The organism is Streptomyces sp. NPDC056480 (genome assembly GCF_042795405.1).
Taxonomy (GTDB): domain Bacteria; phylum Actinomycetota; class Actinomycetes; order Streptomycetales; family Streptomycetaceae; genus Streptomyces.
The window spans coordinates 45,123-64,906 of record NZ_JBHTSA010000028.1 but is presented as its reverse complement, the minus strand read 5'-3'; the positions used below and the strand labels follow the sequence as shown (position 1 = coordinate 64,906).

Below are 19,784 nucleotides of genomic sequence, written 5' to 3'. Positions count from 1 at the left end.
GCTCAGCCGGCGACGGCCGCCCTGGCCGCCGTCCGCAGCGCGTCGAGGACGGCGGCGATCTCGGGGGACGTCTGGCTGCCCTCGCGTACGGCCGCGAACACCGTTCGGGAGGGCGCCCGCTCGCTGAACCGGCGGATCGTCACCTCCGGTCGAGGGACCGGCTTGGCGAGGCGCGGCACGAGCGCCACCCCGAGGCCGAGCCGCACCGCCGCGAGCGTGGCGTCCCAGTCGCCGATGGCGTGGGAGGCCTGCGGGGTGAACCCGGCGGCCGTACACGCGGCGACGCCGATGTCGTGACAGAGGCCGGTCGTGGCGAAGATCCAGGTCTCGTCGGCCAGGTCGGCGAGGAGCAGCCGTTCGCTGTCGAGGAGCCGGTGGCCGGCGGGGAGGGCGATGTCGAAGGGGTCGTCGCAGAGCACGACCCGGTGGAACCGCCCGTCGAAACGCCCCTCGGAACGGCTGTCGGAAGGCGCGGCGGCGCCCGAGGGGCCGTCACCCGGTCCGTAGCGGCGGCCGCCGCCGTCAGTCCCGTCGCCCCCGGAGCGCTCCGAGGCCTCCGGGCCCCCCGAGCCCCCGGAGTCCCGCGCGGGCCGGGTCGTGTCCCCCGCGGGCCGGGTCGTGTCCGCGGAGATGACGACGTCCGTCTCCCCGCGCTGGAGCAGGGAGAAGCTCTCCGGCGGGTCGACCTCGGCCAGCGAGGTCCGCAGCAGCGGCCGGGTCTCCCGCAGCCGGGCCACGGCGGGCAGGATGAGCGCCGAGAGGGTGGTGGAGAAGCCTGCGACGGCCACCTCGCCCCGCTCGCCGCTCTGGTGGGCGGCGAGTTCCGCGCGCATCTGCTCGACCTGGGTGAAGACGGCTTCGGCGTGCCGCAGCACGATCCGCGCCGCCCCGGTGAGCCGCAGCCGGCGACCGGACGGCTCGGTGAGCGGAACGCCCAACTCGCGTCCCAGGGCGCTGATCTGCTGCGAGACGGCCTGGGGGGTGAGGTGGAGGGCCTGGGCGGCCGCGCTGACGGTGCCGCGCTCGCTGAGTTCCCTCAGCACCCGCAGCTTCCGCAGGTCCGGATCGGTCATGTCGCGCGCCCCCTCCCGCTGCCGCCGTTCGATCATCGTACGCAGCCGGCGTCCACGTCGATGACCTCCTTGACCAGTGTCTCCAGGACGTCGAGGTCACGCGCGGTGCGTCCGGCCTCGCGCCGGTCGCCCGGGTAGGTGGGGTCGAGGACGACGGCCCGCGCGCCCAGGTCCTGGAGGAGCCCGAGGTCGTCGGCGATCTGCCCCCGGGTGCCCTCGCCGAGCAGCCGTCCGGGGCCCAGCGGCCGGGAGGTGACGCGGAGTTTGATCCGGGGGCAGAGGTCGGGGACGGGCCGCTCGTGTTCCTCGGCGACCTGGCGGAGCGCGGGCAGCCCGACGCCGAGGAGCCAGTCGCCGGAGACGGAGGTGGGGTGCCAGGCGTCGCCGAGCCGGACGGCCCGGCGGAGCGCGCCGTAGCTGTGGCCGCCGACCCAGACGGGCGGGCCGGGCCGTTGCACGGGCAGCGGCCCGGTGTGCACCTCGCGGAAGGAGACGTGGGCGCCGTCGAACGAGGCCACCTCGGTCGCCCAGCAGGCCTTGATCGCGGCCAGGTACTCGTCGCTGATCGCCCCGCGCTTGCGGTACGGGACGTCGAGGACGGCGAACTCCCGGGCGGCCCAGCCGGCGGCGGCGCCGAAGACGAGCCGGCCGTTGCTGAACCGGTCGATGTTGGCGGCGACACGGGCAGTGTGCACCGGATGCCGGTACGGGAGGATCGTCACCGTCGTCCCGAGCCCCACGGTCCTGGTGACGCCCGCGAGCCAGGCGAGGGTCGCGAAGGGGTCGTAGAACGGGGCGGGGAAGAGGTGCTGCACGTCCGGGGTGAGCGCGACGTGGTCGGAGACCATCGCGTAGTGGTAGCCCATCGACTCGACCCGCAGCGCCCAGTCGGCGAGGGCGTCGGGGGTGGCCTCGGGCCCGTAGTTGGGCAGATTGACGCCGAATTTCATGGCGTGTTCCTTTCCAGGGCCTCGGCCGCGGTCGCGCCCGCGGCTCCGGTCCTGTCCTTGTCACGGTGTCCGGCCCCGGCCTCGCGCTTGGCGAGCGCGCGCACCGCGGTGAGGTGGAAGAGGACTCCCGCGAGCGCGACCCCGGCGGCGGGGAGCGGGAGCCAGCGGGCGTCGAGCCCGTGGGCGAGGGCGAGGCCGCCGAGCGCGGAGCCGACGGCGCCGCCCAGATAGGTGGCGGAGCTGTTGAGGCCGACGGCGGCCGCTCCTCCCTCCCCCTCCCGCGCGAGCAGTCGATGCTGCTGGGGCACGACGAAGGCCCAGCCGACCGCGCCCCACAGGATGAGGGGCAGCAGGACGAGGCCGGGTACGGCTCCGGCCCACGGCAGCAGGGCCAGGGCGGCGCCGAGGGTGCCGAGCAGGGCGACCGCGAGCAGGGCGGGCCTCCCCGTCCGGTCGACGAGGGTCCCGGCGAGGAGGCTGCCGCAGACCCCGCCGATGCCCCAGACCCAGAGGTACGGAACGGCGCTGCCGATGTCGGCGACCCGGTGGAGGACCGGTTCCAGATAGGTGTAGAGCCCGAGGCTGGCCACGGTCTGGGTGAAGGTGACGGCGACGACGACCGCGACCCGGGGTCGGGCGAGGGCGCCGAACCGGGCCCGCAGCGAGGGCGCCGCGGCCCCGCGTACCGGCGGGAGGGCGGCGCCCACCCCGGCCAGGGCGACCACTCCGAGGCCGGTGATCAGCCAGAGGGCGGCGCGCCAGCCCGATTCGGCGGCCACGAGCAGTCCGAGCGGCACGCCGAGGACCGTCCCCGCGCTCATTCCGCCGAGCACCAGGCCGAGGGCCCGGCCGCGCCGCTCGGGCGGTACGAGCGCGACGGCCGCGGTGGCCGCCGCCGGGGTGAAGAGGCCCGCCGCGGCGCCGGCCAGGGCGCGGGTGCCGAGGAGTCCGGCGTACGAACCGGTCAGCGCGGTCCCGGCGTTGGCGACGACGAAGACCACGAGCGCGGTCACCAGCACCGTGCGGGTCCCCCAGCGGGCGAGGACGGCCGAGAACAGCGGCGCGGCCAGGGCGTAGCAGAGGGTGAAGGCGGTGACGGACTGCCCGGCGAGGGAGACGGAGACCCGCAGGTCGGTGCCGATGTCCGGGAGCAGTCCCGCCATCGCGTAGGCGTCGGTCCCCATGGCGAAGGAGCCGAGCGCGAGCAGGGCCACCGCACGCGTGCCGCCCATCGCACCCCCTTTCCGTTCCGCGTCCGCCCGTTCGTACGGAACGGCCCTCAGGACGCTACTGACCGTGCGCTCCGCTCGGGGCCCGCAGCGCCGAAGAGGGTTCGGAGTCCCGCAGCCTCGCGCCCCCGCCCGTCTCGAATCGGCCGGTCACCGGCCTACGGTGGATCGATCGAGGAACCCCAGGAGGGAGTCCACCGTGCTCGACCTGTCCGTCATCAACGCGATGTTCCCGCCCGATCTCCCGGAACCGGCCGACTGGGAGCGCCGGTTCCGGCCGCGCACCCTGCCGGAGGGGGCCGAGGTGACGCGCTTCGCCCCGAGCCCCACCGGGCATCTGCACATCGGCGGCCTCTACACGGCGGCCGTGGCGCGAGCCCTGGCCCACCAGTCGGATGGTGTGCATGTGCTGCGCGTCGAGGACACCGACCGGTCACGCCAAGTGGCCGGGGCCGCGGAGGAGTTCTCCCGGCTGCTCGCGGCCTTCGGGCTCGCACCCGACGAGGGCGGGGTGAACGGCGCCGGGGAGTGGGGCCCGTACCTCCAGTCGGAGCGCCGGGACGTCTACCTCAGCCATGTGCGCGAACTGCTGCGGCGGGACCGCGCGTATCCCTGCTTCTGCGACAAGGACCGGCTGGCCCGCAGCGCGGAGGAGCAGCGCGCGGGACGCTCGCCGATCGGCTACTACGGCCGGTGGGCGCCGTGCCGGACGCTGGCGCCGGAGGAGGCGGCCCGCCGGACGGCGGCCGGTGAGCCGTACGTCGTGCGGTTCCGCTGCCCGTACGAGTTCCCCGGCCGGGTCAGGTTCACCGACCGGATCCGCGCCGCCGTCACCATGCAGGACAACGGCAACGACATCGTGCTGCTCAAGTCCTCGCAGGAGGAACTCCCGCTGCCGACCTACCACTTCGCGCATGTCGTGGACGACCACCTGATGCGGGTGTCGCTGGTGGTGCGCGGCGAGGAGTGGCTGTCCTCGACGCCGGTCCATCTCCAGCTCCACGCGGCGCTCGGCTTCGATCCGCCCGCGTACGCGCATCTGGCGCCGCTGATGAAGGCCGAGGGGCCCTCGCGGCGCAAGCTCAGCAAGCGCAAGGACCCCGAGGCCTCGGTGGACTACTACCTGGCCGCCGGATATCCGCCGGCCGCGGTCCAGCACTATCTGCGCGGTCTCGCCAACATCCGGCTCATGGACGTCCCCACGGCGGAGGCGCTCGCCGCGCCCGTCCGGCTCGACGGCATGCGCCCCTCGGGTCCGCTGCTCGATCTGCCCAAACTGCACTCCCTCAGCCGGGAGTTCATCGCCTCGCTCACCCCCGACGAGCTGTACGGCCAGCTCCTCGCCTGGGCGGAGGAGTACGACCCCGAGCTCGGGTCCGTCCTCACCCGGCAGCGGCGACTCGCCCTCGCGGCGGTGGCGGCGGGGCGTCCGGAGGGCGCGCCGGCCCGGAAGGACCTGGACCGCTGGTCCTGCTTCCGCGACCGCTACGGCTTCTTCTTCGCGGAGCTCTTCGGCCCGCCTCCGGCGGCCGAAGACGACCGCTACGGCGGCCTGGCACCGGACCTCGTGCGCCGGATCGCCGGAGAGTTCGCCGCCGACCTCACCGTCGGAAGCGGCACTGCCACGCCCGACGAGTGGTACGGCGCGCTCCGCGCGCTGGCGGGGCGGCACGGACACGCCCCTGACACGGCCTCCTGGCGCCGGGACCCGAAGCGCTGGGCCGGTCCGCCGAGGGAGGTCGCGAACGTGATCCGGGTCGCGCTCACGGGCGCCACCCGCAGCCCCGACCTGTACGCGGTGGCCCGCGCGCTGGGCCGGGACGAGGTGCTGCGCCGCCTCACCGCCGTGGCGGGGTGAGGCGGCGCGCGCCCGCATCGGTCCGGTCGCGCGTACCGGTCGGGGTCAGTTCAGCGGCACGCTCCGGATCCCGGCCCGGACGCCCGCGACCCTCGACACCGGGCTCTTGAGGAGACCCTTGTCGCTGGAGCTCGCGGGCGCGTCCGCGCCGACCGGTGTGGTGGTCATGGGCCGGGCGGCCACGCAGCGCTGCTTCTCGGCCTCCGACATGGGTCCGGTGCGCTGGAGCAGCCGGTCGGGCACGGCCCGCGAGGGCCCGTCGACGACGGCGTGCAGGCGGTAGTCGTCCTTCTTGCTGACGAACCAGCCCTCGACCCGCTCGCGGCTCGGCTGCATCTCGACCCAGCTCACCTCACCGGGCTGGATCTTCTCCACGACCGTGCGCTGGTCGCTGCTGAACCACTGCCAGGGCCGCTGCCAGACCTTCTCGTACGCCAGGGCGAACTGGCCGGCCATCGGCCGCTCCTTGAGGCGCTTCTCGTCCTCCGTCCGGTCGCCCGAAGTGGGCAGTCTGGCGACCTCGTTGAGCGCGAGGCCCGCGTCCGCGTAGGTCTGGGAGATGCTGTCGTGCGCGCGCTCGGAGTACGAGAGGAGCCGGGAGTGCTCCAGCGCGTTGCGGGTGCAGTTGACGAAGGCCTCGCCGACGACCCGTGCCCGGTCGTAGTAGCGGAAGGAGGTGCGGGTGTCGGGCCGGAAGGTGCAGGCGTTCTCGCCGTTGCAGGCGGCGGCGGCGTTGTGGAGGGTGCTCTCGCGGTCGTTGCCCTTGTACGCCTCCGAGGTCCCGAGCGCGGTCTTGCTCACGGTCCTGTCGACGTCCGTCGGCACCTCGACCGCGCGGATGCGGGCGATCATCGGCGAACAGGTCACATGGGTGCGGGAGTCGGTGACGCGTGAGGTGAAGGTGAGCAGCGGCTCGTTCTCGCTCGCGGTGAAGACGTAGGCGCGACCGGTCCAGCGTCCCTTGCCCGGCGTGCCCTTCACCCGGTCGGGGTCGCCTGCGGTGGTGAGCTCCTGCACCGGGCCGCCGGAGCCGACGAGGGCATAGGGCTGGCCCGCGACGACCTGTTCTCCGGTGCACTCCTTGGAGACGGCGGGGCTGTCCTCGAACCTCACGGTGACCTTGGCGCCCGCGCGGACTCCGCGCAGCCGCTGCTGGAGGGTGTTGCCGTCCTTCTGGAGGGCGACGCCGTGGGAGGCGTCGGTGCGGCCCGAAGCGGCGGGCGAGTAGCGCTGGTTGAGGCCGGTCCAGTGGTCGATGCCGACGGTCGTGGGGCCGTCGCCCTTCATGACCGGGTCGGCGAAGTCGCCGTTGAGGACGGGGACGGCCTGCTCGGCGGCGGCAGCCGCGGCCGAGGCGTGGGAGGAGAGGGGGACGACGGGCAGCAGCAGTCCGGTGGCCCCGAGGACGACGAGGGCCGGGAGGGTGGTGCGGTTCATGGTGGCGCTTCTCCCGGTCAGTTGGCGGCGGGCAGGACGACGACGTGCTTCGGCTCGGCGCCCGGGGGCACCGCCCGCGCGGCGGGGACCTCCGCGGCGGGGACCTCAGCGGCGGAGACCTCAGCGGCGGAGACCGGACCGGGGCCGGGAGCGGGCTGGGGGCCGGGAGCGGGGGCCGGGCCGGGGCCGGGAGCCGGGGTGGGGGCCGTGTTTCCGGGGGGCCGCGTGCCGCTGCAGACGCCGGCGGGCGCGGCGTAGGTCTGCGCGACGAACGTGCTGTTGGTGACCGTCGAGGGGCTGTCCACGACGATGCCGACGATCCGCTGCCCGGTGTCGGCGACGAGGCTGCCGGCCACGCGCCGCATGGCGGCGCTCGCGCCGAAGACGAGCATGTCGTGCGGCTTGACGGTGGTCTTGTAGGCGGTCGCCTCGGTGGTCTCGACCGTCCACGACTTGGAGTACGTGGCCTTGAAGGCGGCCTGGAAGGCGAGGCGCGCGCTCAGCGAGCCCGAGGCCGTGGCGCCGCCGGCGACCGAGGTCTTGGCGGTGTTCGTCGACGTGGGGCCCTTGGAGAGGTCGGGCGTCTTGTTCTCGCTCGAGACCTCGCCGGTGAGGTTGGTACTGACCGTGCCGGTGGCGGCGACCGTGCCCTCGGCGGTGATCTGCCCGGAGATCTCACCGCCGATGTTGTCGGTGGTGCCGGTCCTCAGGGTGACGGTCCGCTCGACGGCCATGTCGCTCTGGGTGCAGTTGATCACCGCGTTGCCGAGGGACTTCACGGCGGTGACGTACTCGCGGCCCAGCTTGCGGTCGATGGCGAAGGTGCAGGCGTTGCGCTTGGTGCCGCAGTACTTCAGGACGTCGGCGACCTTGGCCGGGCGCCCGTCGGCGGTGAGGGCACGGGGCACGGGGGTCTCGCCCGGGCCCTCCTCGGCGGCACCGGCGGGCGGCGCGAGGGAGACGGCCGCGAGACCGATGAGGACGGAGAGGGCGGGCAGCAGGGCGGCGCGGCGATGGCACGCGGGCATGACGGGGGATCCCTTCGGGACGGATGGGAGCGCGGGACGGATGGAGCTGGGGACGGGTGGAGCTGGGGACGGATGGAGCGGAGGGGACAGATGGAGCGGGAGGGCAGATGGAGCGGGGGGGGGAGACGGATGGAGCGGGGGACGCGCGGGGGCGCGGCTCAGCCGTCGAGGAGGCTGCAGAGCTGGTCGACCGGGAAGGGGGACTGTCCCGGGTCGGTGGACCCCTGCGGCAGCGAGGCGGGGAAGGTCGCGCAGGTCGAGGTCACGGCCTGGGCCGCGTTGTCCGTCGGCTCGGGCTCGTTCGCGGAGATGGTGTCGGTCATGTCCTTGACGCCCTGCTCCTCGGCGGCGCCCTTGCCGCCGGTCAGCTTGCTCATGCAGGAGGACGAGCCGGGCGGGCACTCCTTGAGCTTCTCCCCGGCCGCCTTGATGTCCTTGTCGGCCTGACCGGCGTTCTCCTGGGTCTTCTTCTGCTGTTCCTCGATCTCCTTGGCCTCCTTGGCGTTGGCCTCCTTGTCCAGGCAGGCCTGGTCGTCGGGCTTGCACTCCTCGGCGTGCGCGGTGGGGGCCAGGGGCAGGGCGAGAGCGGCGGCGAGGACGGCCGCGGTCAGCACACGGCGTGCCGACGTCTTCCATTCGGGCATGGGAACTCCCTTGGGACAGGGGTGATTTGGTGAGCTCGGAAGAGGACGCCAGGGGCGGACAGGGGACTGCCCTCAAGATCACCGAGCGCTTCCAGACGCTAACCGTCGGGGCGTCGGCACCCCGGCAGGACACACGGCGCGGCGCGCACCCCGAGGGCTGCTCACCACTTCGGCGGAGCGCACACGGGGCTGCCCCGAGGGGTCGGATCCGGGCCCGCGGCGGGCCCGTGCCCCGGCCCGCCGATCCACCCGTTCGTAGGGATTCGGGGGTGTGGGCGGGAGAGCGGGCGAGCGTGTCCGGCGGCGCCTCTCACTCACCCGGCCGCCGCCGTTCGGCGGCCCGCCACAGGCGCCGCCCGCGCTTCCCCTCCGGCCCACGACGGGGGTGAGTGCGCCCCCTGAACACCACCCCGAACGGACGTCCGACAAACGAGTGCTTCAGCGGTTCCAGCGCGCCTCGGTGATCGTTTTCGGACAGTCTGCTGTTGTGCCCGGCGGCCCGTCCCGGCCGCCGCACCCGGCCGTGGGCGCCCCACGCCCAAAGGCCCGGCACGACGTGTTCGCATGACCCGCGACCGGCCCGTGTACGTCTCCGCCTCCCGGCGGACGGCATCGGCCGGGCGCCGCGCTCCCGTATGTCCCCGTCGAAGGAGAGCAGAGCCATGTCCCGTTCACGACGCAGTCCCTCGCGCACGACACCGCGCGCCCGGCGGCTCGCCGCCGCCGCACTCGCCGCGGCGGCCCTCACCGCCGTACCGGCCCTCGCCCCCGCGGCACACGCCAACGAGGGCAACCCGACCGTGCTGAGCTGGGGCGCCGGCCGCACCGGCCAGCTCGGCAACGGCACCCTCGCCGACAGCCTCAGCCCGTCCTCGGTCACCAGCCTCTTCCGCGGAGACGTCGACCAGTTGTCGGCCGGCGGCACCTCGTCCGCCGACTCGTTCGCCCTCGCCCGTACCGACAAGACGGTCAAGTCCTGGGGCCACAACTCCTCGGGCCAGCTCGGCAACGGCGGCAACACCAACCAGACCGTGCCCACCACCGTCCCCCGCCTCACCAACATCAAGGACGTCGCCGCGGGCGGGAAGCACGGCCTCGCCCTCGACACGAGCGGCCAGGTCTACTCCTGGGGCGACAACGCGTACGGCCAGCTCGGCAACAACCGCACCGGTGACAGCCGCACGGTCCCCGACCGCGTCCAGGGCATGCCCAAGGTCAAGCAGATCTCGGCGGGCTGCGACTTCAGCCTCGCGCTCCTGGAGAACGGCAAGGTGTACGCCTGGGGCCGCGGCATCCACGGCCAGCTCGGCAACGGCACCCGCGCCACCAGCTCCGTACCCCGGCAGGTCCTGGGCCTGGAGAACATCGTCGAGATCGACGCCGGCTGCCACCACGCCCTCGCGCTGACCGCCGACGACACGGTCAAGTCCTGGGGCTACAACCTCTACGGCCAGCTCGGCAACTCCTCCACCAAGTCCGCCACGCTCCCCGTCGACGTGGACTGGATCGAGGGCGTCTCCGACATCGAGGCCGGCGCCTTCCACAACTACGTCAAGACGAGCGACAGCCACGTCTGGGGCTGGGGCAACAACCAGTACGGCCAGCTCCTGGAGGGCGACGAGGCCTTCGACTCCAACGTCTCCCGCACCAACCGCACCGCACCCGTCGAGATCCCGCGCCTCGAAGGCGTCCAGCACCTCGCGGCCGGCGCCCGGCACGGCGTCGCCGTCACGGCGGACGAGGTCTTCACCTGGGGCCACAACGGCGAGGGCCAGCTCGGCAACGGCACGACGGTCGCCCGCTACGAGTCGGTGAAGATCCTCAACGAGGGCTCGGCGATCAAGGCGGTGGCCGTCTCCCTGGGCGGCAACACGACGTACGCGTACTGAGCGGGTGGCGCGATGACAGCCATCAGACGCGCTTCCGCCGCCCTCGCCCTCGCACTCCCTGTGATGCTCGCCGTCCCCTGGACTCCCGCCGGAGCAGCGGCCGCACCGAGCGATCCATGGGTACGGGCATGGGGCCTGAACAACACGGGCCAGCTGGGCAACGGCAGCACGCTCGACCAGCAGACCCCCTCCACCGTCACGGGCCTCGCCCGGGCCGACGTACGCGAGCTCGCGGCCGGCGGCTGGAACAGCCCCACCTCGTTCGCGGTCACCCTCCTGAACGACGGCACCGTCCAGTCCTGGGGCGGCAACACCAACGGGCAGCTCGGCGACGGCACGACGACGGCGAGATCCTTCCCCGCAGCGGTCAGCGGGCTCTCCGGAGTCACCGAGGTCGCCGCCGGCGCCACCTTCGCCTACGCGGTACGGGGCGGGCGGCTGCTCGCCTGGGGCGACAACACGTTCGGCCAGCTCGGAAACGGCGTGACGGCGGCGAGCACCGACCCCCCGGCCGGCCGGCCCGTCTCCGTCCAGAGCCTCAACAAGGTCAAGGACATCGCCGCCGGTTGCAGCCACGCGCTCGCCCTGCGCGAGGACGGGTCGGTCTGGACCTGGGGCCGCAACCACTTCGGCCAGCTCGGTCTCGGCTCCACCACCGACCGGAACACTCCCCGGCGGGTACCCGATCTCATGGACGTCGTGGAGGTGGCCGCCGGCTGCCACCACTCGCTCGTCCGTACGTCAGACGGCACCGTCAAGGCCTGGGGCTACAACACCAACGGGCAACTGGGCAACGACAGCAACGAACACGGCTCGGCACCCGTCGACGTCAAGCACCTGACCGACGTCGCGCGGATCTACGCGGCGGGCTACCACTCCTTCGCCGTCCTCGACGACGGACAGGTGCGCGCCTGGGGGTGGAACGGTGCCGGGCATCTCGGCGACGGCTCCACCGTCTCGCGGACCACCCCGGTCCCCGTCCCGGGGCTCACCGACGTCACAGCCCTGGCCGGCGGCTACAACCACACCCTCGCCGTCCTCGCCGACGGCTCGGTCCTCGCCTGGGGCGACAACACCTCGGGCAAGCTCGGCGACGGCACCACCACGAACTCCCCCACCCCGGTCACCGTCCTGCGTCCGGGCAGTGGCACGACCCGTGTAGCGGCTTCCAAGGTCTCCGGGGCCAGCTACGCCTACTGACCACGAAAGGTCCCCACAGATGTCCCCGTCCCCCCGCACCACCCTGCTCGCCGTCCTCACGGCGGCCACCACCCTCGCCCTACCCTGCCTCTCCGCCCACGCCGCCGGCACCGACCCCTGGGTCCGTGCCTGGGGCGAGAACGCCCAGGGCCAGCTCGGCAACGGCAGCGTCCTCGCCCAGCAGACCCCCGCCGCCGTCGTCGGCATCACCCGTGACGACGTGCGCGAGCTCTCCGGGGGCGGAGGCGGCGCCGCCGCGGCCGCCAACGGCTTCGCCGTCGCCCTCCTCAAGGACGGCACCGTGAAGAGCTGGGGCAACAACGCCACCGGCCAGCTCGGCAACGGCACCCTCGTCGCCCAGTCCTTCCCCGCGACCGTCGCCGGGCTCTCCGGCGTGAGCGAGGTCTCCGCGGGCCTCAACCACGCCCTCGCCGTCAAGGGCGGCCGGGTCCTCGCCTGGGGCAGCAACGCCTCCAAGCAGCTCGGCACCGGCCAGGACACCACCAACCCGTACAAGGCCCCGATCCCCGTACAGAGCCTGGACAAGGTCAAGGACGTCGCCGCGGGCTGCGACTTCAGCGTGGCGCTCCGGCAGGACGGCACGGTCTGGACCTGGGGCAAGGGCGACAACGGGCGCCTGGGCACCGGCAACAACACCACGCGCGAGACCCCGCAGAAGGTCCCCGACCTCGTCGACGTCGAGTCCGTCGCCGTGGGCTGCGACCACGTCCTCGCGCTCACCGCCGACGGCGTGGTCAAGGCCTGGGGCAAGGGGGCCGAGGGCCAGCTCGGCAACGACACCACCACCGACAGCAACAAGCCGGTGGACGTCGCCTACCTCGACGCCGTGGCCAGGATCTTCGCCACCTCCGCGTCCGGCTTCGCCGTCCTCGACGACGGCAGCCTGGCCGGCTGGGGCAAGAACACCGACCGCCAGCTCGGCGACGGCACGAACGCCAACCGCACCACCCCCGTCGTCCTGGACACGCTCAAGGGCGTCCAGAGCATCGCGGGCGGCGCCGACTTCACCGTGGCCGCGCTGGACGACGGCTCGGTGATCGGCTGGGGTGCCAACGCGGCGGCCCAGCTCGGCGACGGCACGATCACCAACCCCACCGGCACCACGGTGGCGCTGCCGCCGGGCAGTGGCATCACTCACGTCGCCACGACCGTGACGGGCAAGTCCGCCTTCGCCTACTGACGGGCACGGCCGCGCGGACCCCTCGCCGGGCCCGCGCGGCCGCACGCGTGCGGGGCACGCGGCGGGGCACGTGTACGGGGCACGCGGCGGGGGCACGTGTACGGGGCACCACCCCGCACCCCGCACCCCACGCCCCGCGCCCACGCCCGCCCCCCGCGCCCCCTCACGCGATCGAACCTGGCCAGACACGCCCGCGGCCTGGCAGGATCGCGTCCATGTTCGCCTCCCTCTCCCGTGCCGCCCGCCGCCGTGTCCTGGCGGGCGCGGCCGCGCTGCTCGCGGTGTGCGGGGTGCTGGTGTGGTGGCTGATGCCCTTCGGTTCTCCTGTTCCGAGCGGCTCGGTCACCTTCAGCACGGGAGTCTCCACCGGCGTCTACCAGCGGTACGGGGACCTCCTCAAGCAGGACCTCTCGGAGGACCTGCCCGAGGTGTCGATAACGCTGAAGGAGAGCGAGGGCTCCCAGCAGAACGTGCAGCGGGTGGCCACCGGCGAGGCCGACTTCACCGTCGCGACGGCGGACGCGGTCGCCCAGTACCAGCGGGAGCGCCGGCCGGGCTGGGAACGGCTGCGCGGCTGCGCCCGGCTCTACGACGACTACGTGCAGATCGTGGTGCGCAAGGGCTCCTCGCTGCAGAAGGTGCAGGACCTGCGCGGCCTCCGGGTCGGCGTCGGCCAGGACAGGTCCGGCGTACGGCTGGTCGCCGACCGGGTCCTCGCGGCGGCGGGCCTCACCCCGGACCGGGACGTCGTACCGGTCTCGGCGGGCATCGACACCATGCCCGGGCTCCTGGAGCGCGGCGAGCTGGACGCCTTCTTCTGGTCGGGCGGCCTGCCCACCCAGCCGGTGCAGACGCTGTCCGAGCGCTTCCCGGTCCGGCTGCTGCCGCTGGACGCGGCCCTGGTCGACCGGCTCCACGACGTCGGCGGCTCGACCCGTCACTACCGGTCCGCGGTGATCCCGGCCGATGCCTACGCCAAGGCGCAGGACGGCCGCCCCATAGTGACCCTCGCGGTCGCGAACCTGCTGGTCACGACCGAGGAGGCCGACGACGACCTGGTCGAGGGCTTCACACGTACGGTGATCGGGAGCAGGGACCGGATCGGCCGCAAGGTCCACCCGGCCCAGCTGGTGGACCTGCGGACCGCCGTCTACACCGAGCCGCTGACCCTCCACGACGGGGCCCGCCGCTACTACCGCTCGGTGAAACCCTGAGCCTCCCGGAGGAGGCCCGGTCCCAGCCGTCTTCCGGCGGGGGCCTGGTCCTAGCCGTCTTGCGGAGGGGGCCCGACCCTGACCGCGCTCCGCAGAGAGCCCGACCCTGACCGCGCTCCCGGATGAGGCCCGGTCCTGACCACCTCCTGCCCAACGCGCGGACCTACCTCCGAGCCGCCCCGCCAGCGCGCGGCCCTACCGTTCCTCCGGTGTCCACCGTTCCCCCGGCCGCGCCGCCGGCTGGTTCCGGGGCACGGTGACCGTCACGCACAGCCCGTGGGGCTCGTTCGGCGCGAACGCGATGCCGCCGCCGCCCGCCGTGAGCAGCACGCGCGTGATCGAGAGGCCGAGGCCCGATCCCTTGATGTTCTGGTGCCGGCCCGAGCGCCAGAAGCGGTCGCCCACCCGGCCCAGCTCCTCCTCCGTGAGGCCCGGCCCCTGGTCGGCCACGACGACGGCGACGCTCTCCCCACCGGGCTGGACCTTGGCCGTGACGGTGACCTCCTCCCCGGCGGGGGTGAACTTCAGCGCGTTGTCGATCACGGCGTCCAGCGCGCTGGAGAGCGCCACCGGGTCGGCCCAGGCCGTGACCGCCCCGCACTCCCCGGTGAGCACGACGCCCTTGCCGTCGGCGACCGGTCGCCAGGACGCGACCCGCTCTGCGGTGAGCGCGCCGACGTCGGTGAGCCGCAGCTCGGCCGCCGCGTGCTCGGCGAGCGCCAGGTCGAGGAGGTCGTCGAGGACCTGCGAGAGCCGCTTGCCCTCGGTCCGTACGGAGGCGATCTCCTCGTTCCCCTCGGGCAGCTCCATGGCGAGCAGCTCGATCCGCAGGAGCAGCGCGGCCAGCGGGTTGCGCAGCTGGTGGGAGGCGTCGGCGACGAAGGCCCGCTGCTGTTCGAGCGCCTCCTCGACGTTGTCGGCCATCTCGTTGAACGAGAGCGCGAGGCGCCGGAGCTCGGGCGGTCCGCCGGTCGCGGCGACCCGGGAGTTCATCCGGCCGGTGGCGATGTCGTGGGTGACGGAGTCGAGGACGCGGACGGGCCGCAGGACCCAGCCGGTGAGCCTGAAGGCGGCGCCCACGGCGACCAGCATGGCCAGTGACTCGCCCGCGAAGATCAGCAGCCAGCCGCGCAGGATGCGCATGCGGAGCTGCCCGGTCGGCGAGTCGGTGACGACGACCGCGACGACGTCGCCGTCGCGGACGACCGGCGAGGCGATGATGAGCCGGGCGTGGGCCTGCCAGGGCCACACCTGGGGCGGGTCGTGGCTGCGGCGGCCGAGCAGCGACTCGTTGAAGGCGCGGCGGCCCTCCCCTTCGTAGGGGACCACCCAGTCCTCGGGGGCAGCGGCCATGGACTGGTTGTCGCGGTAGAAGATCCCGGCACGGATGTCGTACACGTCGTGGTAGCTGGCGAGTTCACCGCCGAGCGTGGTGCTGCGCTCGTCGGTGCCGGGGCTGGTCGGGCTGACGAACTGGGCGAGCGCGGCGAACCGGGCGGCGTCGTCGAGGCGGTCGACGACGACCCGCTGCTGCTCGGAGGCGGCGAGGCTGGCGGCCAGCGGGAAGCCGAGGGCGAGCAGGACGCCGGCCATCAGCACGATGAGCAGCGGAAGGAGGCGGGTGCGCACGAAGGGGCCGTCCGGCGGTTACGCGGCGGGGGCGACCAGGCGGTAGCCGACGCCCCGCACGGTCTCGATCAGGGCGGGCATCCGGAGCTTGGAGCGCAGGGAGGCGACGTGCACCTCCAGGGTGCGGCCGGTCCCCTCCCAACTGGTGCGCCAGACCTCGCTGATGATCTGTTCGCGGCGGAAGACGACGCCGGGGCGCTGCGCGAGGAGGGCGAGCAGGTCGAACTCCTTGCGGGTGAGGGGCACGCTCTCGCCGTCGACGCTGACCCGGCGGGTGGGCAGCTCGATGGTGACGGAGCCGAGCCGCAGCTGGGTTCCGTCGGCGGCCGCGCCGCCGCCCGTCGTCTCCTCCGCGCCGGCGTTGCGCCGGCTGACGGCGTGGATCCGGGCGAGGAGTTCGCCGGGGTCGTAGGGCTTCACGACGTAGTCGTCGGCGCCGAGGTTGAGCCCGTGGATCCGGGAGCGGACGTCGCCGCGCGCGGTCACCATGATGACCGGGGTGGTGGTGAGCTTCCGGATGCGGCCGCAGACCTGGTAGCCGTCCTGGTCGGGCAGACCGAGGTCGAGCAGGATCACCCCGTACGAGGGACGCTCGCCCTGTGCCGTGGGCAGCACGGCCTGGAGCGCCTCCTCGCCGTTGCGGGCGTGGGTCACCGTGAAGCCGTGCTTGGCGAGGATCGCGGAGAGGGCGGCGGCGACATGATCGTCGTCCTCGACGAGCAGCAGTCGCATACGTACCTCCTCCGTGGTCGCGGTCCCGATATCGGCTCTCTGTGTACCAGGTGGTACCAAGGCATGAACACCGATGATCGGTGTCACAGTCAAGTGTCCCCCGGTGACGGCGGCGTTTCCGTTATGCAGCCGGTACGGCCCGGGGTGCCCCCTTCACACACTGTGTCCGGTTGCGGCCGGATCGTTATCCTCAATTTCCGCTCAGATCTGATGACGGTCGTCACATCGGGTCTCTAGTGTCCTCCCCAACCGAGGAGGACGGAGCTAGAGCCCGATGAGCGGAGAGTCAGTGTCCAAGGGTCTCGAGGACACCCCCCGCGCCACGGACGGCGACCTGGTCGTACTGTCCGGCGTGAACAAGCACTTCGGCGCACTGCATGTCCTCCAGGACATCGATCTGACGATCAGCCGCGGCGAAGTCGTGGTCGTCATCGGACCCTCCGGGTCCGGCAAGTCGACGCTGTGCCGCACGATCAACCGGCTGGAGAGCGTCGACTCCGGCACCATCACCATCGACGGCAAGCCGCTGCCGGCGGAGGGCAGGGAGCTCGCGCGCCTGCGTTCCGACGTCGGCATGGTCTTCCAGTCGTTCAACCTCTTCGCGCACAAGACGGTGCTCGAGAACGTGATGCTGGGCCAGATCAAGGTCCGGAAGACGGAGAAGAAGGCCGCCGAGGAGAAGGCCCGTGCCCTGCTCGACCGGGTCGGGGTCGGCACGCAGGCGGACAAGTACCCGGCGCAGCTCTCCGGCGGCCAGCAGCAGCGCGTGGCGATCGCCCGCGCGCTCGCGATGGGCCCGAAGGTCATGCTGTTCGACGAACCGACCTCCGCACTCGACCCCGAGATGATCAACGAGGTTCTCGAGGTCATGCAGCAACTGGCGCGGGACGGCATGACGATGGTCGTCGTGACCCACGAGATGGGTTTCGCGCGCTCCGCCGCCAACCGGGTCGTCTTCATGGCCGACGGTCGCATCGTCGAGCAGGCGGCGCCCGAGGAGTTCTTCAGCAACCCGCGCAGCGACCGGGCCAAGGACTTCCTCTCCAAGATCCTTCACCACTGAGCGAGTTCGGGCCTATTCTTCCCAACTCACTTCTAGATCAAGGGACATTCCTCGATGAAGCTTCGTCGCACCCCTGCCGCCGCCGCGGCCGCCGTCGTCCTCGCGCTGACCGCCACCGCCTGTGGAACCGGGTCGGACTCGGGCAGCAACGGTGACAAGATCACCATCGGCATCAAGTTCGACCAGCCGGGCCTCGGCCTGAAGACCCCGGACGGCACGTACGCCGGCTTCGACGTCGACGTCGCCAAGTACGTCGCCAAGGAGCTCGGCTTCGCCGAGGACAAGATCAACTGGAAGCAGGCGCCGAGCGCCGAGCGCGAGAACCTGATCAAGAACGGTGACGTGAAGTTCGTCGTCGCCAGCTACTCGATCAACGAGAAGCGCCTCAAGGAGGTCGACTTCGCGGGCCCGTACTTCGTGACCCACCAGGACCTGCTGGTGCGCGCCGACGACTCCTCGATCACCAAGGTCGACGACCTCAACTCCAAGAAGCTCTGCTCGGTCACCGGCTCGACCTCCGCGCAGAACGTCAAGGAGAAGCTCGCCCCCAAGGCCGACCTGCAGCAGCTCGGCGGCTACTCCGAGTGCCTGACCGGCCTGGAGAACAAGCGCGTCGACGCCCTGACCACGGACGCCTCCATCCTCGCGGGCTACGCCTCGCAGAAGGAGCACCAGGGCAAGTTCAAGCTCGCCGGTCTCTCCATGAGCGACGAGAACTACGGCATCGGCCTCAAGAAGGGCGACACCGAGCTCAAGGGCAAGATCAACAAGGCCCTGGAGAAGCTCGTCTCCGACGGCACCTGGGACAAGCTCGTCAAGCAGCACTTCGGCCCCTCGGGCTACAAGAACGACCCCGCGCCGAAGATCGCCGGCTGAACCACCCCGCCCGGTCCGTGACGGCCGCCCCGCTCGACGGCGGCCGTCACACCGGCACCGGCCGCTGCCCACGCACCGGCCTCCACACCGACCGACCACCAGGGGAGAGCGCGGGGCATCGTGTTCGACTTTCTTGATTCCGGGCAGTACGACCTGCTCGGCGCCTTCTGGGTGACGGCGAAGCTCGCCCTCTACTCGGCGATCGGCTCCCTGATCTGGGGCACCGCCCTCGCCGCCATGCGAGTCAGCCCGGTACCCCTCATGCGGGGCTTCGGCACCACGTACGTGAACCTCGTCCGGAACACCCCGCTGACCGTCGTCGTCGTGGCCTGCTCGTTCGGCCTCGACCAGACGCTCAACATCACGCTCGGCGCGGACCGCTCCGAGGACATCGGCTTCCGGCTCGCGATCCTCGGACTCATCGCCTACACCGGCACCTTCGTCTGCGAGGCGCTGCGCTCGGGCATCAACACCGTGCCGGCCGGGCAGGCCGAGGCCGCCCGCGCGCTGGGGCTGAGCTTCTTCCAGGTCCTGACCCTGGTGGTCCTCCCCCAGGCGTTCCGCGCGGCGGTGACCCCGCTCGCCAACGTCCTCATCGCCCTCACGAAGAACACCACCGTGGCGGCGGCCATCGGCGCGGCCGAGGCGGCCCTCCTGATGAGGGAGATGATCGAGAACGAGGCAGACGCGCTCTTCGCCGTCTTCGCCGTCTTCGCCTTCGGCTTCATCGTTCTCACCCTTCCGACCGGCCTGTTCTTCGGCTGGGCGGCCAAGCGACTGGCGGTGAAGCGATGAGTTCCGTCCTGTACGACACCCCCGGGCCGCGGGCCAAGCGGCGCAATCTCCTCTTCACGATCGGGTTCCTCGCGGTCCTCGCCCTGGTGGCGTGGTGGGTCCTGGCGGCCCTCAACGACAAGAACCAGCTGGCCGCCGACAAGTGGAGTCCGTTCGTCACCGACTCCCGGGTCTGGACGACGTATCTGCTGCCCGGTCTGACGGAGACCCTCAAGGCGGCCGGCCTCGCGATCCTGATCGCGCTGCCGCTCGGAGCCCTCCTCGGCGTCGGCCGGCTCTCCGACCACCGCTGGGTGCGGGTCCCCGTCGGCGCGGTCGTGGAGTTCTTCCGCGCCATCCCGGTGCTGCTCCTGATGGTGTTCGCGAACGCCCTCTACCGGGAGTTCACCACCGTCAGCTCCGACTTCCGCCCGCTCTACGCGGTCGTCACCGGTCTGGTGCTCTACAACGCCTCGGTGATCGCCGAGATCGTCCGGGCCGGTGTGCTCTCGCTGCCGCGCGGCCAGGGCGACGCGGCCGAGGCGCTCGGCCTGCGCAAGGGCCAGACCATGATGTACGTCCTGCTCCCGCAGGCCGTCACCGTCATGCTCCCCGCGCTGGTCAGCCAGCTCGTCGTGATCGTCAAGGACACGGCGCTCGGCGGCGCGCTGCTCGGCTTCACGGAGCTGCTCAGCCAGAACCGGCAGATCACGGCCAACTACGGCGCCAACACGATCGCCACGTTCACCGTCATCGCGCTGATCTACATCGCCCTCAACTCGATCGTCACCGCCCTCGCGGGACGGCTGGAGAAGCGCCTGCGCCAGGGCAAGAAGTCCGCCGTGGCGGCCATCCCCGCCCAGGGCGGACCGGCCGATGTGAAGAGCGACGCCACCAGCGGCGCCTGACCCCTCCAGGGGTCCGTGGGACAACAGGGGTGGGCCGGAGCGGTACTGACTTCAGGTCAGCCGCACCGCGCCCACCCCG

Annotated in this window: 17 protein-coding genes; 9 read left to right on the top strand and 8 right to left on the bottom strand. The window is 72.5% G+C overall.

The features are described 5' to 3' along the window. Nucleotides 1-2: 2 nt before the first annotated feature. From ACFQ79_RS15435 to ACFQ79_RS15425, 3 genes are read right to left on the bottom strand one after another with little or no spacing between them, the layout of a single operon-like run. The gene (locus ACFQ79_RS15435) at nucleotides 3-1,073 is read right to left on the bottom strand and encodes a LysR family transcriptional regulator (protein ID WP_383583292.1); all 1,071 of its coding nucleotides are present in this window, start codon (nucleotides 1,071-1,073) and stop codon (nucleotides 3-5) included. Between the two features lie 32 nt (nucleotides 1,074-1,105). Continuing rightward, nucleotides 1,106-2,023 (bottom strand): TIGR03619 family F420-dependent LLM class oxidoreductase, encoded by a 918-nt coding sequence (locus tag ACFQ79_RS15430; protein WP_383583289.1) that lies wholly within the window; start codon nucleotides 2,021-2,023, stop codon nucleotides 1,106-1,108. Then, on the bottom strand, nucleotides 2,020-3,255 hold the full coding sequence (locus ACFQ79_RS15425) for an MFS transporter (protein ID WP_383583286.1): 1,236 nt from the start codon (nucleotides 3,253-3,255) through the stop codon (nucleotides 2,020-2,022). The genes ACFQ79_RS15430 and ACFQ79_RS15425 overlap by 4 nt, the downstream gene beginning before the upstream one ends. A gap of 196 nt (nucleotides 3,256-3,451) precedes the next feature. On the opposite strand from ACFQ79_RS15425, the gene ACFQ79_RS15420 reads away from it, so the two are divergent. Beyond that, nucleotides 3,452-5,110 (top strand): glutamate--tRNA ligase, encoded by a 1,659-nt coding sequence (locus tag ACFQ79_RS15420; protein ID WP_383583283.1) that lies wholly within the window; start codon nucleotides 3,452-3,454, stop codon nucleotides 5,108-5,110. 45 nt (nucleotides 5,111-5,155) lie between these two features. On the opposite strand, the gene ACFQ79_RS15415 is transcribed toward ACFQ79_RS15420, so the two are convergent. The 3 genes from ACFQ79_RS15415 to ACFQ79_RS15405 all read right to left on the bottom strand — a co-directional run bounded on the left by ACFQ79_RS15415 (nucleotide 5,156) and on the right by ACFQ79_RS15405 (nucleotide 8,219). After that, a complete protein-coding gene (locus ACFQ79_RS15415; protein ID WP_383583280.1) occupies nucleotides 5,156-6,547 on the bottom strand; it encodes a hypothetical protein in 1,392 nt (463 codons plus the stop codon). A gap of 17 nt (nucleotides 6,548-6,564) precedes the next feature. Next, nucleotides 6,565-7,575: a hypothetical protein gene (locus ACFQ79_RS15410; RefSeq protein WP_383583277.1), complete on the bottom strand. Its 1,011-nt coding sequence runs from the start codon at nucleotides 7,573-7,575 to the stop codon at nucleotides 6,565-6,567. 158 nt (nucleotides 7,576-7,733) lie between these two features. Next, nucleotides 7,734-8,219, bottom strand: coding sequence for a hypothetical protein (locus tag ACFQ79_RS15405; RefSeq protein ID WP_383583275.1), 486 nt, complete (start codon nucleotides 8,217-8,219; stop codon nucleotides 7,734-7,736). 662 nt (nucleotides 8,220-8,881) lie between these two features. On the opposite strand from ACFQ79_RS15405, the gene ACFQ79_RS15400 reads away from it, so the two are divergent. From ACFQ79_RS15400 to ACFQ79_RS15385, 4 genes are all read left to right on the top strand, one after another. Beyond that, nucleotides 8,882-10,108 (top strand): RCC1-like domain-containing protein, encoded by a 1,227-nt coding sequence (locus ACFQ79_RS15400; RefSeq protein WP_383583272.1) that lies wholly within the window; start codon nucleotides 8,882-8,884, stop codon nucleotides 10,106-10,108. A 12-nt stretch (nucleotides 10,109-10,120) separates the two neighbouring features. Next, nucleotides 10,121-11,308: an RCC1 domain-containing protein gene (locus ACFQ79_RS15395; protein WP_383583270.1), complete on the top strand. Its 1,188-nt coding sequence runs from the start codon at nucleotides 10,121-10,123 to the stop codon at nucleotides 11,306-11,308. A gap of 19 nt (nucleotides 11,309-11,327) precedes the next feature. Then, nucleotides 11,328-12,509, top strand: coding sequence for an RCC1 domain-containing protein (locus ACFQ79_RS15390; RefSeq protein ID WP_383583267.1), 1,182 nt, complete (start codon nucleotides 11,328-11,330; stop codon nucleotides 12,507-12,509). A gap of 215 nt (nucleotides 12,510-12,724) precedes the next feature. Next, nucleotides 12,725-13,723, top strand: coding sequence for a TAXI family TRAP transporter solute-binding subunit (locus ACFQ79_RS15385; RefSeq protein WP_383583265.1), 999 nt, complete (start codon nucleotides 12,725-12,727; stop codon nucleotides 13,721-13,723). Nucleotides 13,724-13,918: 195 nt separating this feature from the next. Here ACFQ79_RS15385 and ACFQ79_RS15380 read toward each other — a convergent pair whose 3' ends face one another. Both ACFQ79_RS15380 and ACFQ79_RS15375 read right to left on the bottom strand, forming a co-directional pair. After that, the gene (locus tag ACFQ79_RS15380; RefSeq protein WP_383583262.1) at nucleotides 13,919-15,352 is read right to left on the bottom strand and encodes an ATP-binding protein; all 1,434 of its coding nucleotides are present in this window, start codon (nucleotides 15,350-15,352) and stop codon (nucleotides 13,919-13,921) included. An 18-nt stretch (nucleotides 15,353-15,370) separates the two neighbouring features. Next, nucleotides 15,371-16,084 carry a response regulator transcription factor gene (locus tag ACFQ79_RS15375; protein ID WP_383583259.1) on the bottom strand — a complete coding sequence of 238 codons (714 nt, stop codon included), beginning with the start codon at nucleotides 16,082-16,084 and terminating at the stop codon, nucleotides 15,371-15,373. Nucleotides 16,085-16,358: 274 nt separating this feature from the next. Between ACFQ79_RS15375 and ACFQ79_RS15370 the strand changes: the two genes are divergently transcribed. The 4 genes from ACFQ79_RS15370 (at nucleotide 16,359) to ACFQ79_RS15355 (ending at nucleotide 19,705) form a co-directional block, all read left to right on the top strand. Next, nucleotides 16,359-17,147 carry an amino acid ABC transporter ATP-binding protein gene (locus tag ACFQ79_RS15370; protein ID WP_383583256.1) on the top strand — a complete coding sequence of 263 codons (789 nt, stop codon included), beginning with the start codon at nucleotides 16,359-16,361 and terminating at the stop codon, nucleotides 17,145-17,147. 54 nt (nucleotides 17,148-17,201) lie between these two features. Next, on the top strand, nucleotides 17,202-18,023 hold the full coding sequence (locus ACFQ79_RS15365) for a glutamate ABC transporter substrate-binding protein (protein ID WP_383583253.1): 822 nt from the start codon (nucleotides 17,202-17,204) through the stop codon (nucleotides 18,021-18,023). 120 nt (nucleotides 18,024-18,143) lie between these two features. After that, on the top strand, nucleotides 18,144-18,818 hold the full coding sequence (locus ACFQ79_RS15360; protein WP_383583250.1) for an amino acid ABC transporter permease: 675 nt from the start codon (nucleotides 18,144-18,146) through the stop codon (nucleotides 18,816-18,818). Then, on the top strand, nucleotides 18,815-19,705 hold the full coding sequence (locus ACFQ79_RS15355; protein WP_383583247.1) for an amino acid ABC transporter permease: 891 nt from the start codon (nucleotides 18,815-18,817) through the stop codon (nucleotides 19,703-19,705). Before ACFQ79_RS15360 ends, ACFQ79_RS15355 begins: the two co-directional genes overlap by 4 nt. Nucleotides 19,706-19,784 lie beyond the last annotated feature (79 nt).